The sequence below is a fragment of the Cohnella sp. genome, from assembly GCF_041641335.1.
Taxonomy (GTDB): Bacteria; Bacillota; Bacilli; order Paenibacillales; family Paenibacillaceae; genus Cohnella.
Window position 1 is genome coordinate 1 of sequence record NZ_JBEPYQ010000054.1, and the last position, 15153, is coordinate 15153.

General features: G+C 56.5%; 16 protein-coding genes and 1 pseudogene. 2 read left to right on the forward strand and 15 right to left on the reverse strand.

The genetic code is table 11. The features are described 5' to 3' along the window. A partial coding sequence (locus ACESLM_RS17675) for a family 43 glycosylhydrolase (protein ID WP_372632890.1) occupies window positions 1-379 on the forward strand: 379 nt, incomplete at its 5' end. A gap of 98 nt (window positions 380-477) precedes the next feature. Here ACESLM_RS17675 and ACESLM_RS17680 read toward each other — a convergent pair. From ACESLM_RS17680 to ACESLM_RS17715, 8 genes and pseudogenes are all read right to left on the reverse strand, one after another. Further along, window positions 478-624 (reverse strand): annotated as a pseudogene (locus ACESLM_RS17680) (hypothetical protein); the annotation flags it as partial. A 46-nt stretch (window positions 625-670) separates the two neighbouring features. Continuing rightward, on the reverse strand, window positions 671-829 hold the full coding sequence (locus tag ACESLM_RS17685) for a hypothetical protein (protein WP_372632891.1): 159 nt from the start codon (window positions 827-829) through the stop codon (window positions 671-673). 150 nt (window positions 830-979) lie between these two features. After that, entirely contained in the window at window positions 980-2029 is a 1050-nt protein-coding gene (gene tsaD / locus ACESLM_RS17690) for a tRNA (adenosine(37)-N6)-threonylcarbamoyltransferase complex transferase subunit TsaD (protein WP_372632892.1), read from the reverse strand. Further along, window positions 2026-2520: a ribosomal protein S18-alanine N-acetyltransferase gene (gene rimI, locus ACESLM_RS17695; protein ID WP_372632893.1), complete on the reverse strand. Its 495-nt coding sequence runs from the start codon at window positions 2518-2520 to the stop codon at window positions 2026-2028. Before rimI ends, tsaD begins: the two co-directional genes overlap by 4 nt. Window positions 2521-2524: 4 nt before the next feature. Further along, window positions 2525-3322, reverse strand: coding sequence for a tRNA (adenosine(37)-N6)-threonylcarbamoyltransferase complex dimerization subunit type 1 TsaB (gene tsaB, locus ACESLM_RS17700; protein ID WP_372632894.1), 798 nt, complete (start codon window positions 3320-3322; stop codon window positions 2525-2527). Then, on the reverse strand, window positions 3319-3837 hold the full coding sequence (gene tsaE, locus ACESLM_RS17705; protein ID WP_372632895.1) for a tRNA (adenosine(37)-N6)-threonylcarbamoyltransferase complex ATPase subunit type 1 TsaE: 519 nt from the start codon (window positions 3835-3837) through the stop codon (window positions 3319-3321). Before tsaE ends, tsaB begins: the two co-directional genes overlap by 4 nt. A 3-nt stretch (window positions 3838-3840) precedes the next feature. After that, window positions 3841-4893, reverse strand: a complete 1053-nt coding sequence (gene thiL, locus ACESLM_RS17710) for a thiamine-phosphate kinase (RefSeq protein WP_372632896.1) — start codon at window positions 4891-4893, stop codon at window positions 3841-3843. Between the two features lie 185 nt (window positions 4894-5078). Then, window positions 5079-5432: a hypothetical protein gene (locus tag ACESLM_RS17715; protein ID WP_372632897.1), complete on the reverse strand. Its 354-nt coding sequence runs from the start codon at window positions 5430-5432 to the stop codon at window positions 5079-5081. A gap of 341 nt (window positions 5433-5773) precedes the next feature. Between ACESLM_RS17715 and ACESLM_RS17720 the strand changes: the two genes are divergently transcribed. Continuing rightward, window positions 5774-6541 carry a CAP domain-containing protein gene (locus ACESLM_RS17720; protein ID WP_372632898.1) on the forward strand — a complete coding sequence of 256 codons (768 nt, stop codon included), beginning with the start codon at window positions 5774-5776 and terminating at the stop codon, window positions 6539-6541. A gap of 12 nt (window positions 6542-6553) precedes the next feature. Here the strand turns inward: ACESLM_RS17720 and ACESLM_RS17725 are convergent, their stop codons facing one another. The 7 genes from ACESLM_RS17725 to ACESLM_RS17755 all read right to left on the reverse strand — a co-directional run bounded on the left by ACESLM_RS17725 (window position 6554) and on the right by ACESLM_RS17755 (window position 14921). Next, complete coding sequence (locus ACESLM_RS17725) at window positions 6554-8092, reverse strand: response regulator transcription factor (RefSeq protein WP_372632899.1); 1539 nt, start codon at window positions 8090-8092, stop codon at window positions 6554-6556. Continuing rightward, complete coding sequence (locus tag ACESLM_RS17730; RefSeq protein ID WP_372632900.1) at window positions 8080-9747, reverse strand: cache domain-containing sensor histidine kinase; 1668 nt, start codon at window positions 9745-9747, stop codon at window positions 8080-8082. The genes ACESLM_RS17725 and ACESLM_RS17730 overlap by 13 nt, the downstream gene beginning before the upstream one ends. A 246-nt stretch (window positions 9748-9993) precedes the next feature. Continuing rightward, window positions 9994-10818 (reverse strand): PfkB family carbohydrate kinase, encoded by an 825-nt coding sequence (locus ACESLM_RS17735; protein WP_372632901.1) that lies wholly within the window; start codon window positions 10816-10818, stop codon window positions 9994-9996. Window positions 10819-10839: 21 nt separating this feature from the next. Then, on the reverse strand, window positions 10840-11838 hold the full coding sequence (locus ACESLM_RS17740) for an SIS domain-containing protein (protein ID WP_372632902.1): 999 nt from the start codon (window positions 11836-11838) through the stop codon (window positions 10840-10842). Window positions 11839-11876: 38 nt separating this feature from the next. Then, the gene (locus ACESLM_RS17745; RefSeq protein WP_372632903.1) at window positions 11877-12707 is read right to left on the reverse strand and encodes a carbohydrate ABC transporter permease; all 831 of its coding nucleotides are present in this window, start codon (window positions 12705-12707) and stop codon (window positions 11877-11879) included. Next, window positions 12707-13561, reverse strand: coding sequence for a carbohydrate ABC transporter permease (locus ACESLM_RS17750; RefSeq protein WP_372632904.1), 855 nt, complete (start codon window positions 13559-13561; stop codon window positions 12707-12709). Before ACESLM_RS17750 ends, ACESLM_RS17745 begins: the two co-directional genes overlap by 1 nt. Before the next feature lie 79 nt (window positions 13562-13640). After that, entirely contained in the window at window positions 13641-14921 is a 1281-nt protein-coding gene (locus ACESLM_RS17755) for an ABC transporter substrate-binding protein (RefSeq protein WP_372632905.1), read from the reverse strand. Between the last annotated feature and the right edge of the window lie 232 nt (window positions 14922-15153).

Consider the following 15153-nt stretch of genomic DNA (forward strand, 5'->3'; position numbering starts at 1 on the left):
AGTCGCCATCCTCGACGATGAGGGCCATCCGCTGCAAGCCGGCGACGAGGACAGAAGATACTTCGAAGGCCCGTGGGTTCATAAGCACAACGGCCTCTATTATCTGTCCTATTCGACGGGAACGACGCACCGCATTGTTTACGCCACGAGCGACAACCCGCTGGGACCGTACGTCTATCGGGGACAGATTCTGAAGCCCGTCGTCGGCTGGACGACCCATCACTCCATCGTCCGCTTTAAAGACAAGTGGTACTTGTTCTACCACGACAGCACTTTGTCCGGCGGAGCCGACAACAAGAGATGCGTGAAGTATGCCGAACTTGTGTACGAGGACGACGGCTCCATCCGCACGATCGATCCTTATGTACGGGAGGCTTGACGCGGCGCGATTCAAAAGGTGATCCAACTCGAAGCCGACCCGGTCGGGTTGGAGTTCGACAGTTCGCTTGGCGGCCACTGCAGCCCGATCCGGTCGGGCTCCCCTACGCCGTTAACGCTCACTTCGACCTGGGTCGCGCCGTGGCGAATCGCGGCCAGACTGTTGGCGACGGCCAGCCCCAGATCGTTATGGCAGTGCGCGCTGTCCGCGACCCGGTCCCCGCCGCGAACGTTCTCGCGAACGCGGAATCATCTCGACGACCTCGTCCCGTCGATATTTTCGGCCGGCATGCTACAGATCCGACGGGCCGGCTATGTCCTCGAAATCCAGGTTGATGGGATGATCCGCCACCAGCCGGCCCGCATCCTCCAAAGCGATAGTCTCCGCCAATCGCTCTTCGATCCACCCGACCACCTTCAGCACGTCCGCCTTCTCCTCCGTATGCGCCATTCGTCAGTCCTCCCTTCTGACTTTATTGTACGGGCCGTTCTCCCCTCCGTTTTGACCGCTCTTGCTCATCTCCTCCCGAAAAAGAAAAAACGCCATCTCCGGGCAATCGCCGTCCTGCGAGGAGGAAGAGCGATTGCCGAAGATGGCGCGTCATACGGACCAGTCCTCCAGGGACATGACCGCTTCGGCTTTCAGATCGAGCGACGAGAATTGCCCGCGCCGCCATTTCAGGTCGGCGGCGGCGGCAATCATCGCCGCGTTGTCCGTGCACAGCTTGTTAGGCGGGATGAGCAGCGGCACGCCAGCCTCCTCGCACAGCGCGGACAGCCGCTCGCGCAAGCCGCGGTTCGCGGCGACGCCGCCGCAGAGCATCATCTGCCGCGCGCCGAACTCCTTCGCCGCTCGAATCGCTTTGCCGGTCACGACGTCGATGACCGACTGCTGGAACCCTCTGGCCAGCGCCGAGAAATCCGGCGCTTCCCCCTTCATTCGCGAGCGGTTGATTTCCGCCAGCACGGCGGACTTCAGCCCGCTGAAGCTGAAATCGTACGAGTCCGGCTCCAGCCACGAGCGCGGCAGCACGACTTCTTCGGTCGCCTCCTGGGCCAGCTTGTCCACGTGAGGTCCTCCCGGATACGGGAACTTCAGCGCTCTGGCGACTTTGTCGTAAGCTTCGCCGACCGCGTCGTCGCGCGTCCGGCCGATGATGCGGAATTTCCCCTCGGCCTCCAGCAGCACGATCTCCGTATGCCCTCCGGATACGACAAGCGCGATGGACGGGTATGCAATGTCGCCAACGAGAGAGTTGGCGTAAATATGTCCCGCGATGTGATGCGTCCCGATCAGCGGCACGTCCAGCGCCAGCGCCAGGCTTTTCGCCGCGACGACGCCCACCAGCAACGCTCCAATCAGGCCTGGGCCTTGCGTCACGGCTACCGCATCGATGTCCGTCAGGCTGACGCCCGCCTCCCGCACCGCTTCCTCGATAATGATCGTCATCGTCTCGACGTGCTTGCGCGAAGCGATCTCCGGCACGACGCCGCCGAACTGCCGGTGCGTATCGATCTGGCTGGAGACGACGTTCGACAGCACTTCCCTTCCGCCCCGCACGACGGCTACGGACGTCTCGTCGCAGCTCGTCTCGATCGCCAGCAGCAGACCGCCGCTCCCGGACGGCGCTTCGTTCGCTTGTCCGCTCATGCCTCTCCCCCTTCCAACGCTCCGGCCGTTTCCGATTCGCCTATATTTTCAAGATTCAGATCCGCCCACATAATGAGCGCGTCCTCCATATTGTCCGAGTAGTAGTTCGGGCGTACGCCGGACGGGGCGAAGCCCATTTTCCGATAGAGCGACTGGGCTCTGTCGTTGGACACGCGCACCTCCAGCGTCATGCGCCGGGCTCCGAGGTAGCGGGCCGTCTTCATCAGCTCGCGCAGCAGCGCTTTGCCGTATCCGCGTCCCTGATACTTGGCCCGCAGCGCAATGTTCGTGACGTGCGCCTCGTCGATAATGAGCCACATCCCGCCGTAGCCGGCGATATCGCCGTCCAGCTCCATCACCATATATTTGGCGAACAGATTGTTCGTCAGTTCGTTGCGGAACGCTTCGGCCGTCCACGGCGCCGTAAAAGCTTCCTGCTCGATCTCCACGATCGCCGCGATGTCGTCCAAGTTCATCAGCCGGTATTCCATCTCGTCACTCTCCCCGCGAAGCCGCAAGCAGCTTCGCTTCCGCTTCGGCCAACTGCGTATAGTTCGGGACGAACGAATGCACGTCATGCCGCTCCCCCAGACGGAACCTCAGCTCTCCGAGCAGTCCGAGAGCGGTCGCGTCCATCTCCCAGGCGAGCATCCGCAGCCGCGTGCCCGACTGCTCCGCCGCCTCTATCGCAGCCTGATGGAGCGGGGTGTCGCCGATGAACCAGATCGCCGCGACCTGCGCATCCTCGGTGCCCTCGTCCTCGATCAGCTTCGCCCAATCGGCGATCAGCCGGATGGCGTCGGAATCGACCGTCCGCCAGCCGCCGGAATGGTCCGCCGCGTACCGCGATGTATACACCTGCCCTCTTCTTGCGTCCAGAATCGGCACGATCCAGATGTCTCGGTCGTCGGCCAGATCCTCGTTCTCCGTCCTGAGCTTGAGCCATGCGCCGAGAGAGAGCGCTTCAAGCGTAGACACGCCGATCAGCGGCTTGTTCCACGCCCAGGCAAGCGTCTTGGCGGCCGTAACCGCGATTCGCACGCCCGTATAAGAGCCAGGCCCCTGTCCGACGACGATGGCGTCGAGCTGCTCGCCCTTCATGCCGTTGCGCTCCAACAGCTCCTTGATCTCCGACAAAATGCGGACCGAGTGATTGCGCTCGGCGAAGGAGACGACGGAGTCGATCCGAGAGCCGTCCCTCACAAGCGCGGCGGAGAAAGCCGCTGTCGACGTATCGAAGGCAAGCACCGTGACGGAGCCGCTGTCGCCGATCAGTTCCTCGTCTATTTTCATGCTGTATGTCCTCCCTCTTCCGCCGGACGAAGTCCCAGCCCGACGCACCAGGCTTCGTATTGCGCCCCTACGGGACGGCAGACGATTCGCCGGGATTCCGCGCCCGTCGTCTCCAGATGAAGATGCAGCCGCTCCGGAGGCAGAATCGGCTCGATAATCGAAGCCCACTCCACCAACGTTACGCCGTTCCCGTGAAAATATTCGTCCAGCCCCAGCTCGTCCGCTTCCTCGAGCGACAGCCGGTAGACGTCCATATGATAGAAAGGAAGCTTCGTCCCCTCATATTCTTTAATAATCGTAAAAGTCGGGCTGTTCACGATGTCCGTCACGCCGAGCGCTGCCGCGTAGGCTTTGGCGAAATGCGTTTTCCCCGCGCCCAGGTCCCCGTCCACCGCCAGCACGGCCCCCGGAAACGCCAGCTCGGCCAGCGCCTTCGCGAAAGCGCCCGTAGCCTGCTCGTTGGCGGCATCCAGTTCGTACCGGTTCGACGGGTGTCCCGTTCGATTCGAATGCATGATTCACACGGCCCCTTCGGCAAAATGATTGTATCCCCGCTTGGCCAGCGGCTTGCGCAGCCCTGTATCGGCTTCTTCCAGTTCCACGCCCGGCGGGCCTTCTTCGACCTCGCCGATCACGAACAGCGGAATGCCCTCAGCCCGCAATCGCTCGCGCAACTCCTGCTCGCAGCTCTTGTCCGCCGTTCCGAGCAGCACGTAGTCCTCGCCTCCGAACAGCGCCAAGTCTGTTGCGCGCAGTCCGTTGCCCCCCGCATACGCGGACAGCTCCCCGGACAAGGGCAGCAGCTTCTCCTTCAGCGCCAGCCGAACGCCCGATGCCTCGGCAAGCTCCCAAGCCTCGCTCGCCACGCCGTCGCTGACGTCGTTCAAGGAGGCGCCCCAGCCCGTACCTGCCAAAATCCGTCCGGCCTTCACCGACGGAACGGGACGGCGATGGGCCTGCGCGAGCCTTGGCGGAAGCAGTGCCGCCAACCTGTCGCGCTCCGCGCCCTCCGCCGCGGCAATCCGCTGCAAGGCGTGCAAACCTGCGGCCGACAAGCCCGTCGGACCGGTGAGAAATACCGCCTGGCCCGGCCTCGCCCCGGAACGGCGGATCGCCCGTCCGGCTTCGACCGTGCCGATAACCGTAACGGCTACGACAAGATCTTGCGGAGCGGAAGTCGTATCCCCGCCGATAACGGCCACTCCGTAACGCTCGGCGCATTCGTACAGCCCGTCGTACAGCCGCCGCATCCGTTCCTCGTTCCAGGCCGGAGGCACGCAGACGGAGACGAGGGCGAACTTCGGCTCGCCGCCCATGGCGGCAATGTCGCTGACGTTGACCGCAAGCGCCTTGTATCCGACGTCGGCCTCTCCCATCGTCTCGTCGAGGAAGTGAACCTGCTCGACCATCGTATCCGCGGCGATAAGCCATTCCCGGCCCGGTCCTTCGCCCGACACGATCGCCGCGTCGTCCCCAATGCCGAGCGCAACGCCGGCGCGAGCCAGAAAATCGGCCGTCTGGCGGCCTTCCGTCCAGAGTCGGATGCGTCCGAATTCGTCCAATGACGGCACGGCGCTACCCCATTTCCTCATTATTGTCCTAATTATATCGGGGTGCGCCCGAACATGCAAAGAGAAGGCTTCCGATTAGAAAGACTCCGGCGAAGGAAAACAAACGTCAAGCGGCCCCCGTCTGGCGACGGGAGCCGATCTTGGTTAGCTATCGTTTCTTCATTATGGCCAATCGGCAGGGCCGTTCATTTCAGTCCATGTTGCGATTTGGACCGAAGCTTGTCTCCAATGAATATAAAGCTGGCGTTTCCTACGCCTCCCTTGCCTTGATACATAACGCTCATCCCGTATGTGGCGGTGCCTTTTTCTCCAGTTTCCGTTGCGACTTCGCCTTCGCCGCCGACAATGCCGATAACTTCCTCATAAGTCATTCCGTTGCTGACATTGTCGTACTTTTCTTTCGTAATCTCGACTTGAACCTGCGATACGGAATTCTTCTCTTGCACAGCAGGCGGTATCCTGCCATCGCCGCTCGAATTGCCGCATGCCGCCGCCAATAGCAAGAAACAGAACATGAATGCCGCTTGGATCTTCTTCATTTTAGATAGGCCTCCCAATCGCTCTTTTCATCCTGCGCCGCCCCGGCGGGCAGTTGTCCTAATCGATTATCTGCGAGCGTTGACGTATCCAAAAGATACTAAAGTATGGTCTTGCCGCTGTGCGCCGCAACACGGCAATAAGCGCATGAAGGCGGCTACTCTCTCTTCTATCAAATTTATGAGAAGTTTTCTGAGAAGAATATTATTATACGCTTCAATTCCTTGGCGTATCGGCAATCCTCGCTGCTCCGGCCGGCGATTGGCAGATTTTATGGCATGTTTTCGCCAATACGGGCTGATAGACTTTGAGATATTCCAAACCAAGGGAGGAATCACGTTTCATGAAGAAGTTCAACGCTAAAGGTTTGAAGAAGTCTCTGATGCTCGGTACGTTGGCGCTCGCGATCTCCGTTCCCGCGGGAGTCGGAGCCGCATCCGCGGCCCCTGCAAGCAACGCGATTACGCAAGACCAGCTGACGCAAGTCGCCAGCCGGTTCGGCATAGATCTCCATTCGCTGCTCCAGCAAATCATGCAAGGCCAATATCCCGCCGTATCCAAGCCGTCGACCGGCGGCAACTCGGGAAGCGGCCAAGTCACGAACCCGGGCAAGCCTTCCCAGCCTTCGAAGCCTAGCACGGGCAACAACGGCAATACGGGGAATACGGGCAGCGGCAGCACGGGCGGCAATACGAGCAACACAGGCGGCAATACAGGCGGCTCCGGCTCCGAAGTTTCCAACTCGGCATTTGCGACGCAGGTCGTCACGCTCGTTAACCAGGAACGCGCGAAAGCCGGCCTGAAGCCGCTCGCGTCCACGAACGCCACGCTGACGAAGATGGCGTTGGACAAGGCGAAGGACATGTACAACAACGGTTACTTCGACCATAACTCGCCGACTTACGGCTCGCCGTTCGATATGATGAAGAAATACGGAATCAATTATCGTTATGCGGGAGAAAATATCGCCAAAGGCCAGCGCACTCCGCAAGAGGTCATGAACGCCTGGATGAACAGCCCGGGCCACCGCGCGAACATTCTCAGCGCCAACTTCACGACGATCGGCGTCGCTTATTACAACGGCGTTTGGGTTCAGGAGTTTATTTCGTAATACAACGCATTATTATTTTCGAGTGCGAAAGGATCTGGGAGAACGCCCCGTTATTTTCTTGAACGTGCGATTGAAGTGTTCCACGTTGCTATATCCGACGGCATAGGCGATCTGGTAAATCATGTTATCGTTTCCTTGCAGCAACTGAAGCGCGGTATCGATTCGTATACGATTAATGTAATCCGTAACCGTCAATCCGGTTTCCTTCCGAAAGATCCGGCTTAAATAGCTTTCGCTTACGTTGACGTGGGATGCGATCTGTTCCAGCGACAAGGCAGCGGATGCGTAATGCTGGTGAATATACTCCTGTACAGCGGCAACCAAAGGGTTGCCGCTGCTGCACTTGGGCGTACTTACGGCATGACGCATATGCAGGGTTTGCAAGAGCGTCTCCAGCATTTCATACCGGGTCTCGGCCATCTCGATCTGCTCAAATGAGCGGTTCCGCTCTTCCGGGCCGGAAATAAAATGACAGACGACGTTTTTTATCGCAGTGGCGGTTGCCGCCGGACTTAGGATGGCCTGAGGGTCTTCAACATAAAACGCTTCCTCGATCATCTTCCTCCAGGCCTCCGGTGAAGCGGTTTCAAGAGCGCGACAGAGGTGATCCGTCGATAGATGCTCCACGAAACGGCAATCCCGCAAGTCCGAATAATAGCGCACCGCGCCCTTGGCGGATGTGAACTCCATCATGCCGGCCATAATGGCTTCTTCCGCCGCCTGAGCCAGATTCTGAAACGAACGATGGGATCCGCTTACGCCCGCGCAAGCCTGTAAATTAAAGAAGCGCTGGAGCCCCGACATCCCTTTTTGAGCCAGATAGGCAAGCTCCGTTCGCATACTCATGCGCGAAACGGTGGTAGAGAACGATTTGATGATGCAAAAAGTGCGTTTGTCGTAAAAGAGGCATTCCAATTCCTTCTGACCGCTCAGCATTTCCTTCATCATCGCCTGCACGCCCTGATACAGTCGATGCTCATGGCCGAGATAACGCTGCTTGATTGCGGGGAATTGGCGGAAGCGCATCGTAATCACGAAGAGATTGCCCGGTCGAATCGACAAAGCGGGACAGGCGGACGGGTCGCTCGGCGCTTCGAAGTCGAGATCGTGCAGCATTCTGTGCAAATACGCTTGCGAGTCGAGCGGGACGGATCGTTCAGTCTCGGACTTCCGAAGCGCCTTCATCACATCGCTCTGCTGTTCGATGATGCGCGCAAGCAGATCTCCTCCCATTTCTTCTTTATGAATGTAGTCCGCCGCCCCAAACCTCAAGGCTTGCCGAACGTACTCGAATTCATGGAAGCTGCTCAGGACCACAACGCGAGCTTTATGCTTCTGTTGACTATATTTCTCCAGAAACTCCAGTCCGTTCATCACGGGCATCTGTATGTCCAAAAATACAAGATCCGGCCGTAACCGTCCGATCCCCTCCAAGGCTTCCTGCCCATTCGAGGCGGTGCCGACGACCTCGCAGCCGAGTGCATGCCAGTCGATATATTTTTCGAAACTGGTACGGAAAAACGCCTCGTCGTCTACGATCATAATCCGCATGCTTCATCCGCTCGCTTTCTCGTTTCCATTGGAAGGGTAATGACGACCTTCGTCCCGCGCATGGCCTCGCTCGAGAGAACGACCCCGTAGCCGTCGCCGTAATGCAGCTTGATCCGTTCCATGACGTTGCGTATTCCGATCGAGTTGAAGCCCTCCCGGTGGGCGCGGTCGGCTTGAATATGCCGCAATTGGTCATCCGACATCCCGACACCGTTGTCTTCTACCGTTAAAATCAGATCCTGGCGTTCGACTCGAGCGCTGAGGGTGAGTAGATTGGCGGCCTCGTTGCCTTGAAAGCCGTGAAAAATGGCATTTTCCACGAAAGGCTGCAGCAAGAATCGCAAGCTCAGACCGTCCAGGGCTTCATCCGCGATATCGAATTTCACATCGAAGCGGTCGCAGTACCGCAGCTGCATAAGAGAAAGATATTTACTGACGAATTGCAGCTCATCCCGTATCTTAACGAAATCTCCTTGCATCGAGGATGAGTAGCGGAGCATATTGATCAGATTTTCGGTCGCATCGCCGATGTTATCGGCGCACTGCATATTGGCCATCCATTTGATGGTGTTCAGGGTATTATAAAGAAAATGGGGATTGATCTGGGCCTGCAGCGCATGGATTTCGGCGGTTCTTTTCGCGCGCTCCTGCGCCACGACTTGATTCAGCAGCTGCTTCATTTCCTCCTGCATCCGGTTAAAGCTGTGCGCCAGATCCCCCACCTCGTCGCTTGACGTTACCGGCACTAGGGTACGGAAGCGCTTCTCGACGCTACCGGCAATGACATGGCGCAATCGATTAATGGGGCGGGAGATGGATACCGCGACCCCTATTGCGGCGCATATCGCGGCGACCAGCATCGTCGCCATGACGAGGGTCAAATTTTGCTGTCGCTTGCGGACGCCTTCAAATAAGAGGTCCGAGTTGACAAACGTGACTACGCGCCACCCCGTCAGCTCAGACACGCTCTTCAGCAGCGCCATATGCTGACCATCCAGAATTTGTTGGTCGTAATCCGCGTCCTGTCCGGCAAAGGCGGCCAGCGGGCCTTCGGCAGCCAACCCGACTTGTTGACCGCTGCTGTCGTAGATAATTCGCATGTCCTGATCCAGAATATAGCGGCGAACGCCGATTTGCTGTTGCTGGCGAAAGGTTTCGTTCAATTGCTGTGCATTGATGATCAAGCAGAAGTAGCCCAGATAATGACGATTTGCAGGATCGAAGATCGGGCGGGCTACGGCAATGTAGGTGGCAGGATAAGGTTCCGGTCCGCGAAAAGTAACCGTTGTGCCATCGGCCGCATTCGCATCCTGCAATCGGGACATGGCCTGATCCAGCGCACGCATAACGGCATCGTCGGGGTAATACCCGCCGACGAATCGGGTATTGGATGTCACATTGACCAGCACCGCGGTGCTGATCTTGCCGTTATATCTCAGAATTTGCTCGTGAATATAGCGTTTGTAGAGTCGGGTGTCCGTCGTAATATCCCGATGCCCTTGCTCCGTTCGATAGTCGCGGTGCAGGAAGGACTGAAAGTCGCTGTTGTAGTACGGATAAGTCGTATATTTTCTCGCGCTGTCCAATACGGAGCCCAGCGTGAGCAGCATTTGTTGATTGACGTTTTGGTAGGATGCAATCGCATGGGCGCTCATTTCCTGATAGATGCGCTGCAGGAAAAAGAGAACGGCGATAACCAGCGGAACCAGAAATCCGAGAACGAGGAACACCACTATTTTTTTGAGAATTCCGCTCTTCCACAGGTGATTCGACTTTGTCGCCAGATGTCGTGTCCCCCCCCGACAGTCACGCAGATTCTGTTCTATCTAGTGTAGCAAAAAAAGCGGCTGCAAGAATAAGAAAAGAAGTGACCGCGAACGGCCACATCTTTCCATAAATGGTTATCCGATTTCGAGAGCGCGTCCGAATGCGCCATGGTGCAGGCAACATTGCGCGGCGAATGCGGAAGCGGATTCCGCAGCGAGCGCCATATCGCCGTCATGGGTAAGATAGGTGACCAGAAAAGCCGCAATGTAAGCATCGCCTGCGCCCAAGGCATCGACCGCGTTCGTCTGAACGGCTTTCTGCGTATGCTTACGGTCTTGTTCGAATACGCAGGAGCCTTGCATGCCGCGCGTAATGACGACGGTACGCGCTCCGCTGCGCAGAGCCGATTGGGCAAGGGCCTCTACCTCATCGTCCGATTTAGGACCCCCGGAGAAAAAGGCAAACCGCAGAAGGGGGCACAGTCGCTCGATATTTTGGGGCGTATAGCCATCCGAAAAGTCCATCGACAGCGGGGCCCTCCGTCCGATCGCCGGCAGAAACTCGTCAAGAAAGCTGTGCACGCTCGTATGAATGAGATCGTACTGCTCCATCAAGGCGTAATCTTCGTCGCGAAGTCTCAGCTGGGCCGTCAATTGCGCCACGTCAAATCCGTTATTGCCGACAAAGTGACGATCGCCCGTCTCGTCTACCCGAATATAGTTCTGTGCGGTCTTGGCGTGCATGACGCGAATGCGACGGGTGTCCAAGCCCTCCTCCTCCAGGACGCGAAGAAAGTGGCGGCCCGGTTCGTCATCGCCCATTAATCCGATGTAAGCCGCTGCCTGTGCGCCGTAACGACGGGCCAGTACGGGAACGTTCACGGAGTTGCCGCCAGGATACAACATTTGCTTGTGAAGATAAGCGTCCATGACGCTGTCGCCCACGCCCATGATTTTCATCTGTACAGCGCCCCCTTGCCGTCAATACTTCTCAACGCCCATATACCGGCGAGATGACATCGGATGTCCTCTCAGCAGGGAGATCTCCGTGCAATAGCGTGTGCCGAGATTATTCAATACGAGGGTTCCGACATAGGGACGCGTCCATTCCGCAACTCCGGACAGATCGAATCCGGCGGCATCCAACACGGTAAGCTTGGTCGTGGTGCGCTGCAGAAACTTGACGGCCCGTTCTTCCAACGGACGGGTTTTGCCGGTACCCAGATAAGCGAATACAGGAGTTTCCTTGTCGACGGCTTCGAACGCTCCATGGAAAAATTCTCCTGCATGCAACGGGGACGAGTGGATCCAGATCGACTCCATGAAGTTGCAATTGGTTTGAACGTAGGATACGGAACAATTCAGACCGGCAGCGATCGTGTAAATGATCGGCTCGTCCAGATGCGAGAGCGCGAATTGACGGATACGGGACTTGTGCTCCGCTGCAACCCGGTCGCAAATCTCTTCGAGCGCAAGCATGGCGTCATCCATGTCCTTCGCACGGTGGGTGCCGTCCAACGCATCCAGCAGGGCAAAAATCGTCATATAGACTTCCGGATAGATGCTGAGAACCATCGGGTAAGGATTCACCGGGTCATCATAATAGTAAATGGGATAATCCACTGCTTGTTCCAATGCGGAACCGGGAGCGGTGGTAAAGCAAGCGGTCAAAGCTCCCTGTTCTTTGGCCAGCTTGGCGGCGGACACGGTCTCGGGAGTTCCTCCGCTCTGGGAATTAAACACGACAAGACAGTCTTTGCCGAGGCGGCGCGGAGGGTCTTGATAAAACTCGTTGGCCGAATAGGATGCCGTGAAGACTTTATCCGTCTCGCGCTCCATCATATACTTCCCCGGGTACAGAGTAGCAAGAGAACCGCCGCAAGAGACGAAGTAGACCGTCTGCAAATCGCGGCCTTCCACCGCTTTTTTCAACGAAGCAATCTGTTGGCGAACAAGCTCGAGTTTATCTGCATGCAACATAATCGTATACAATCTCCTTTTTCATCCAGATGATGTCGTTATCCTTTGATGCCTACCATGGCGATACTCTTGGTAAAATATTTTTGCAGCAAGATGAAGACGATAACCATCGGCACGGTGGCGCATACGACGCCGGTCATCGTAATGTTGATCCACTCGTAGTACTGTCCCTTGAGAGCATTGAGACCCACCGTAATGACGTGCATGCCGGGTTTATTCGTCAAGGTTACCGGCCACAAAAACGAGTTCCAGCTGTCCTTGAAGGCGAAGATAACCAGCGTGGCCAGCGCGGTTGTGGCATTGGGAAGGACGACGCGGAAGAAGATGCCGAACCTTCCAAGGCCGTCGATCCGCGCGGCTTCCTCAATCTCGTGAGGGATGGACAGAAAGAATTGACGCATAAAGAACGTAAGCATGCCGCTAGTGAGAAAGGGAATGATCAACGCCTGATACGTATTCACCCAGCCTAACTGCACGCTCATGCTGTAAATAGGCACCAGCGTGACTTGCGCCGGAATCATCATCGTGCCGATGATGATGAAAAATACGAGCTTGTTGCCCGGGAACTTGATCTTGGCCAGCGCATACCCGGCCATCGTATTCACGATCAGATTGCCGAGAATGATGCCGCCGCTCATAATGGCCGTGTTTTTATACCAGTTCAGCAAGCCGGAGTCGAAGACGTACCGGTAATTCTCGAGTACCCAGCGATCGGGCATCACGAACTTTCCGATATCCGGCTTGTCGAGGAACGAGGTGTACAGCGCAAAAAGAAAAGGTAACAAATACAGGAGCACAGCCCCGATAAGGACGAAGTGACGAAGGACGGTTAACCATTTCAGTTGAAGATTCGCGGAATACTTGTTCATTACGCATGATCCTGACTGCGGCTGGCAAGCGCGCGTTGAGTAATCGAGACAATCATTAGCACGGCAAAAATAATGAACGCTGCAGAACTGCCGTATCCGGGATTGAAATAACGGAAGTTTTGCGAATAGAAGAACGTCACCAGCGTACTGGTCGTGCCGGCGGGACTGCCAACGACGCCGCCTGAACGCGCAAGCGTATACGGTTCGTCGAAGCACTGCATGCACCAAATAATGCTTAAGATGATGACGAGCGAGGTCGTCGGCCGCAGCTGCGGGATCGTGATGTACAACATGCGCTGCAAGCCGGAGGCGCCGTCAACCTTGGAAGCTTCGATAATGTCGTTCGAAATGGCTTGCAAGCCGGTAATGAATAATACGATAAAGAAACCAAGGTTCTTCCAGATGACAAGAATGCAAACGAAAGCAAGAGCCGTGCGCGTATCGGCGGGCCACGTTACATTGGGAATTCCGAACAGGCGATTGAGCAACGTCGGGATCTCGCCGCGCTCAATAAACAAGTACATGACCGAAATGGTGAGCGCAACCGCCGAGGTCACGGCGGGAATATAATACATCGTACGATAGACGGCTCTGCCGCGAATAACGGCTTCGATGTTATACGCAACGAGAAAGCCAAGGATCACGAGCACCGGAACGCTTACGGCGGTGATCACAACCGTGTTTTTGGCGGCTAGCCAGAACGCGGGATCGGCGAATAGCTTTTCAAAATTGCCCAGTCCGATGAACCGCGCATCCGCCATTTTAAGAAAGTTGATTTCCTGAAAGCTGTAAAGAAGAGATTGAAACGCCGGGTAATAGAACCAGACGAACATAAGCAGCAAGATTGGCGCCACGAAAATGTAGCCTGCGACATAATCTCTTTGAGCTAGAGACAATCTGGTTTTGGCTAGAGCGGTTGTCAACCGTCATCCCTCACTTCTGATAGGAGTCCTCCGCCATCTTATCCAACAGTTCCTTGACCGTGCCGCGGTTTTGGAAGATAACGGATTCCAACCCGGTTACCAGGTCGGTTTTAAAGCGGTTTGCCGCTACCGGATAGTTGAACGCGACTGCCGAATCGGCGGTTTCCAGTACCACTTTCATTTCCGGATATAGCTCTTCATAGGTCGGAACGAAGGAGGTCATAGCGGGAATATCTCCGCGCTCCTCTGCAAGGTAACGATAAGATTCTTCGCCCAGCATGGCTGCAATGACTTCCATGGCGGCTTCCTTATTTTTCGCGGAATCCAGCATGGCCAGCGCCCATCCGTACAGCGTGGACTTCTGAACCGTTCCGGCCGGAATCGGGACCAGCGTCCATTCGAAGTCTACTTGCTTGTCGCGCAACGTGGCGACATACCAAGGGCCTGCCGTCGTCATCGCGACTTTACCGGAAGCGAAGGCGTCAACATCTCCGTTCACGCCGATCTGCGCAGGCGTAGCTGCAACTTGATGCTTGTTGAACAGATCCACGATGAACTGCATGCCTTCCTGGTTGCCTTCGCTGTTCATATTTTCGCCGAAGTTCCAACCGCCGCCGAATGCGTGCAAGTATTGCGAAATGTGGAACTCGTGAAGGTTGACGCCGACGCCATACTGGCCTTTTTCCTTATCGGTGACCGCCAGAGCCGCCTTGACCAAATCCTCCATCGTCTTCGGCGCTTCCTCGATGCCGGCGTTCTTGAGCATCGTCATGTTGACGGCCAGCGCGCTGATCGTGGTCGTCAGAGGCAGAGCGTACTGCTTGCCTTCATATTTCCATCCGTTGACGTTAGCGGCATCAAGCTTGCTGGTGTCATAGCCGACTCCCTCGATCAAATCATCCAGCGAAGTGAACGTTCCGTTGATGATGAGCTCCAGAACGCCTTCGTTGTTTAACCCGATCAAATCCGGAGCCGATCCGGAAACGATCTGGGCGGGAAGGACCTTCCACATTTCCTCTTCAGAGGGGTAATATTCCGCAACGACTTCAATGTTCTTTTCTTTCAGTTTCTCGTTGGCGGTATTCATGAAAAATTCTAGCGCGCGTCTCCAAGCGTCGTCCGGAATCCCCGTCGAAAATACGACTTTCGTTTTCTCGCCGACGGACGGTCCGGCTTCCCCTTCGGATGCCAAGTTGGACGGCGTGGCGGCTTGTTCCGATTTGCTACTGCAAGCGGTGAACAATGCAACGACCATGACAGATGCCAAAAGCAGACGAATAATCTTTCCCAAGAATGTTTCTCCCCCTTGATTTTGATGGTGACTACGCGTTGAATCTATCTCAGTGTAGCATCGTTAGTTTTAATCAAATTGATGATTTTTGATCGATTCATTGATCTTTTTTGTCGTTTTTTTAACAAGCCCCATACGGGAGCGGGGGCCAGTCCAAGAGTTACGCATTCGCAAACTTTGTGTAGGGCAAAAAATCTTGCCGGGATTGGCGCCACAGTAAAGGCGTCCCCAG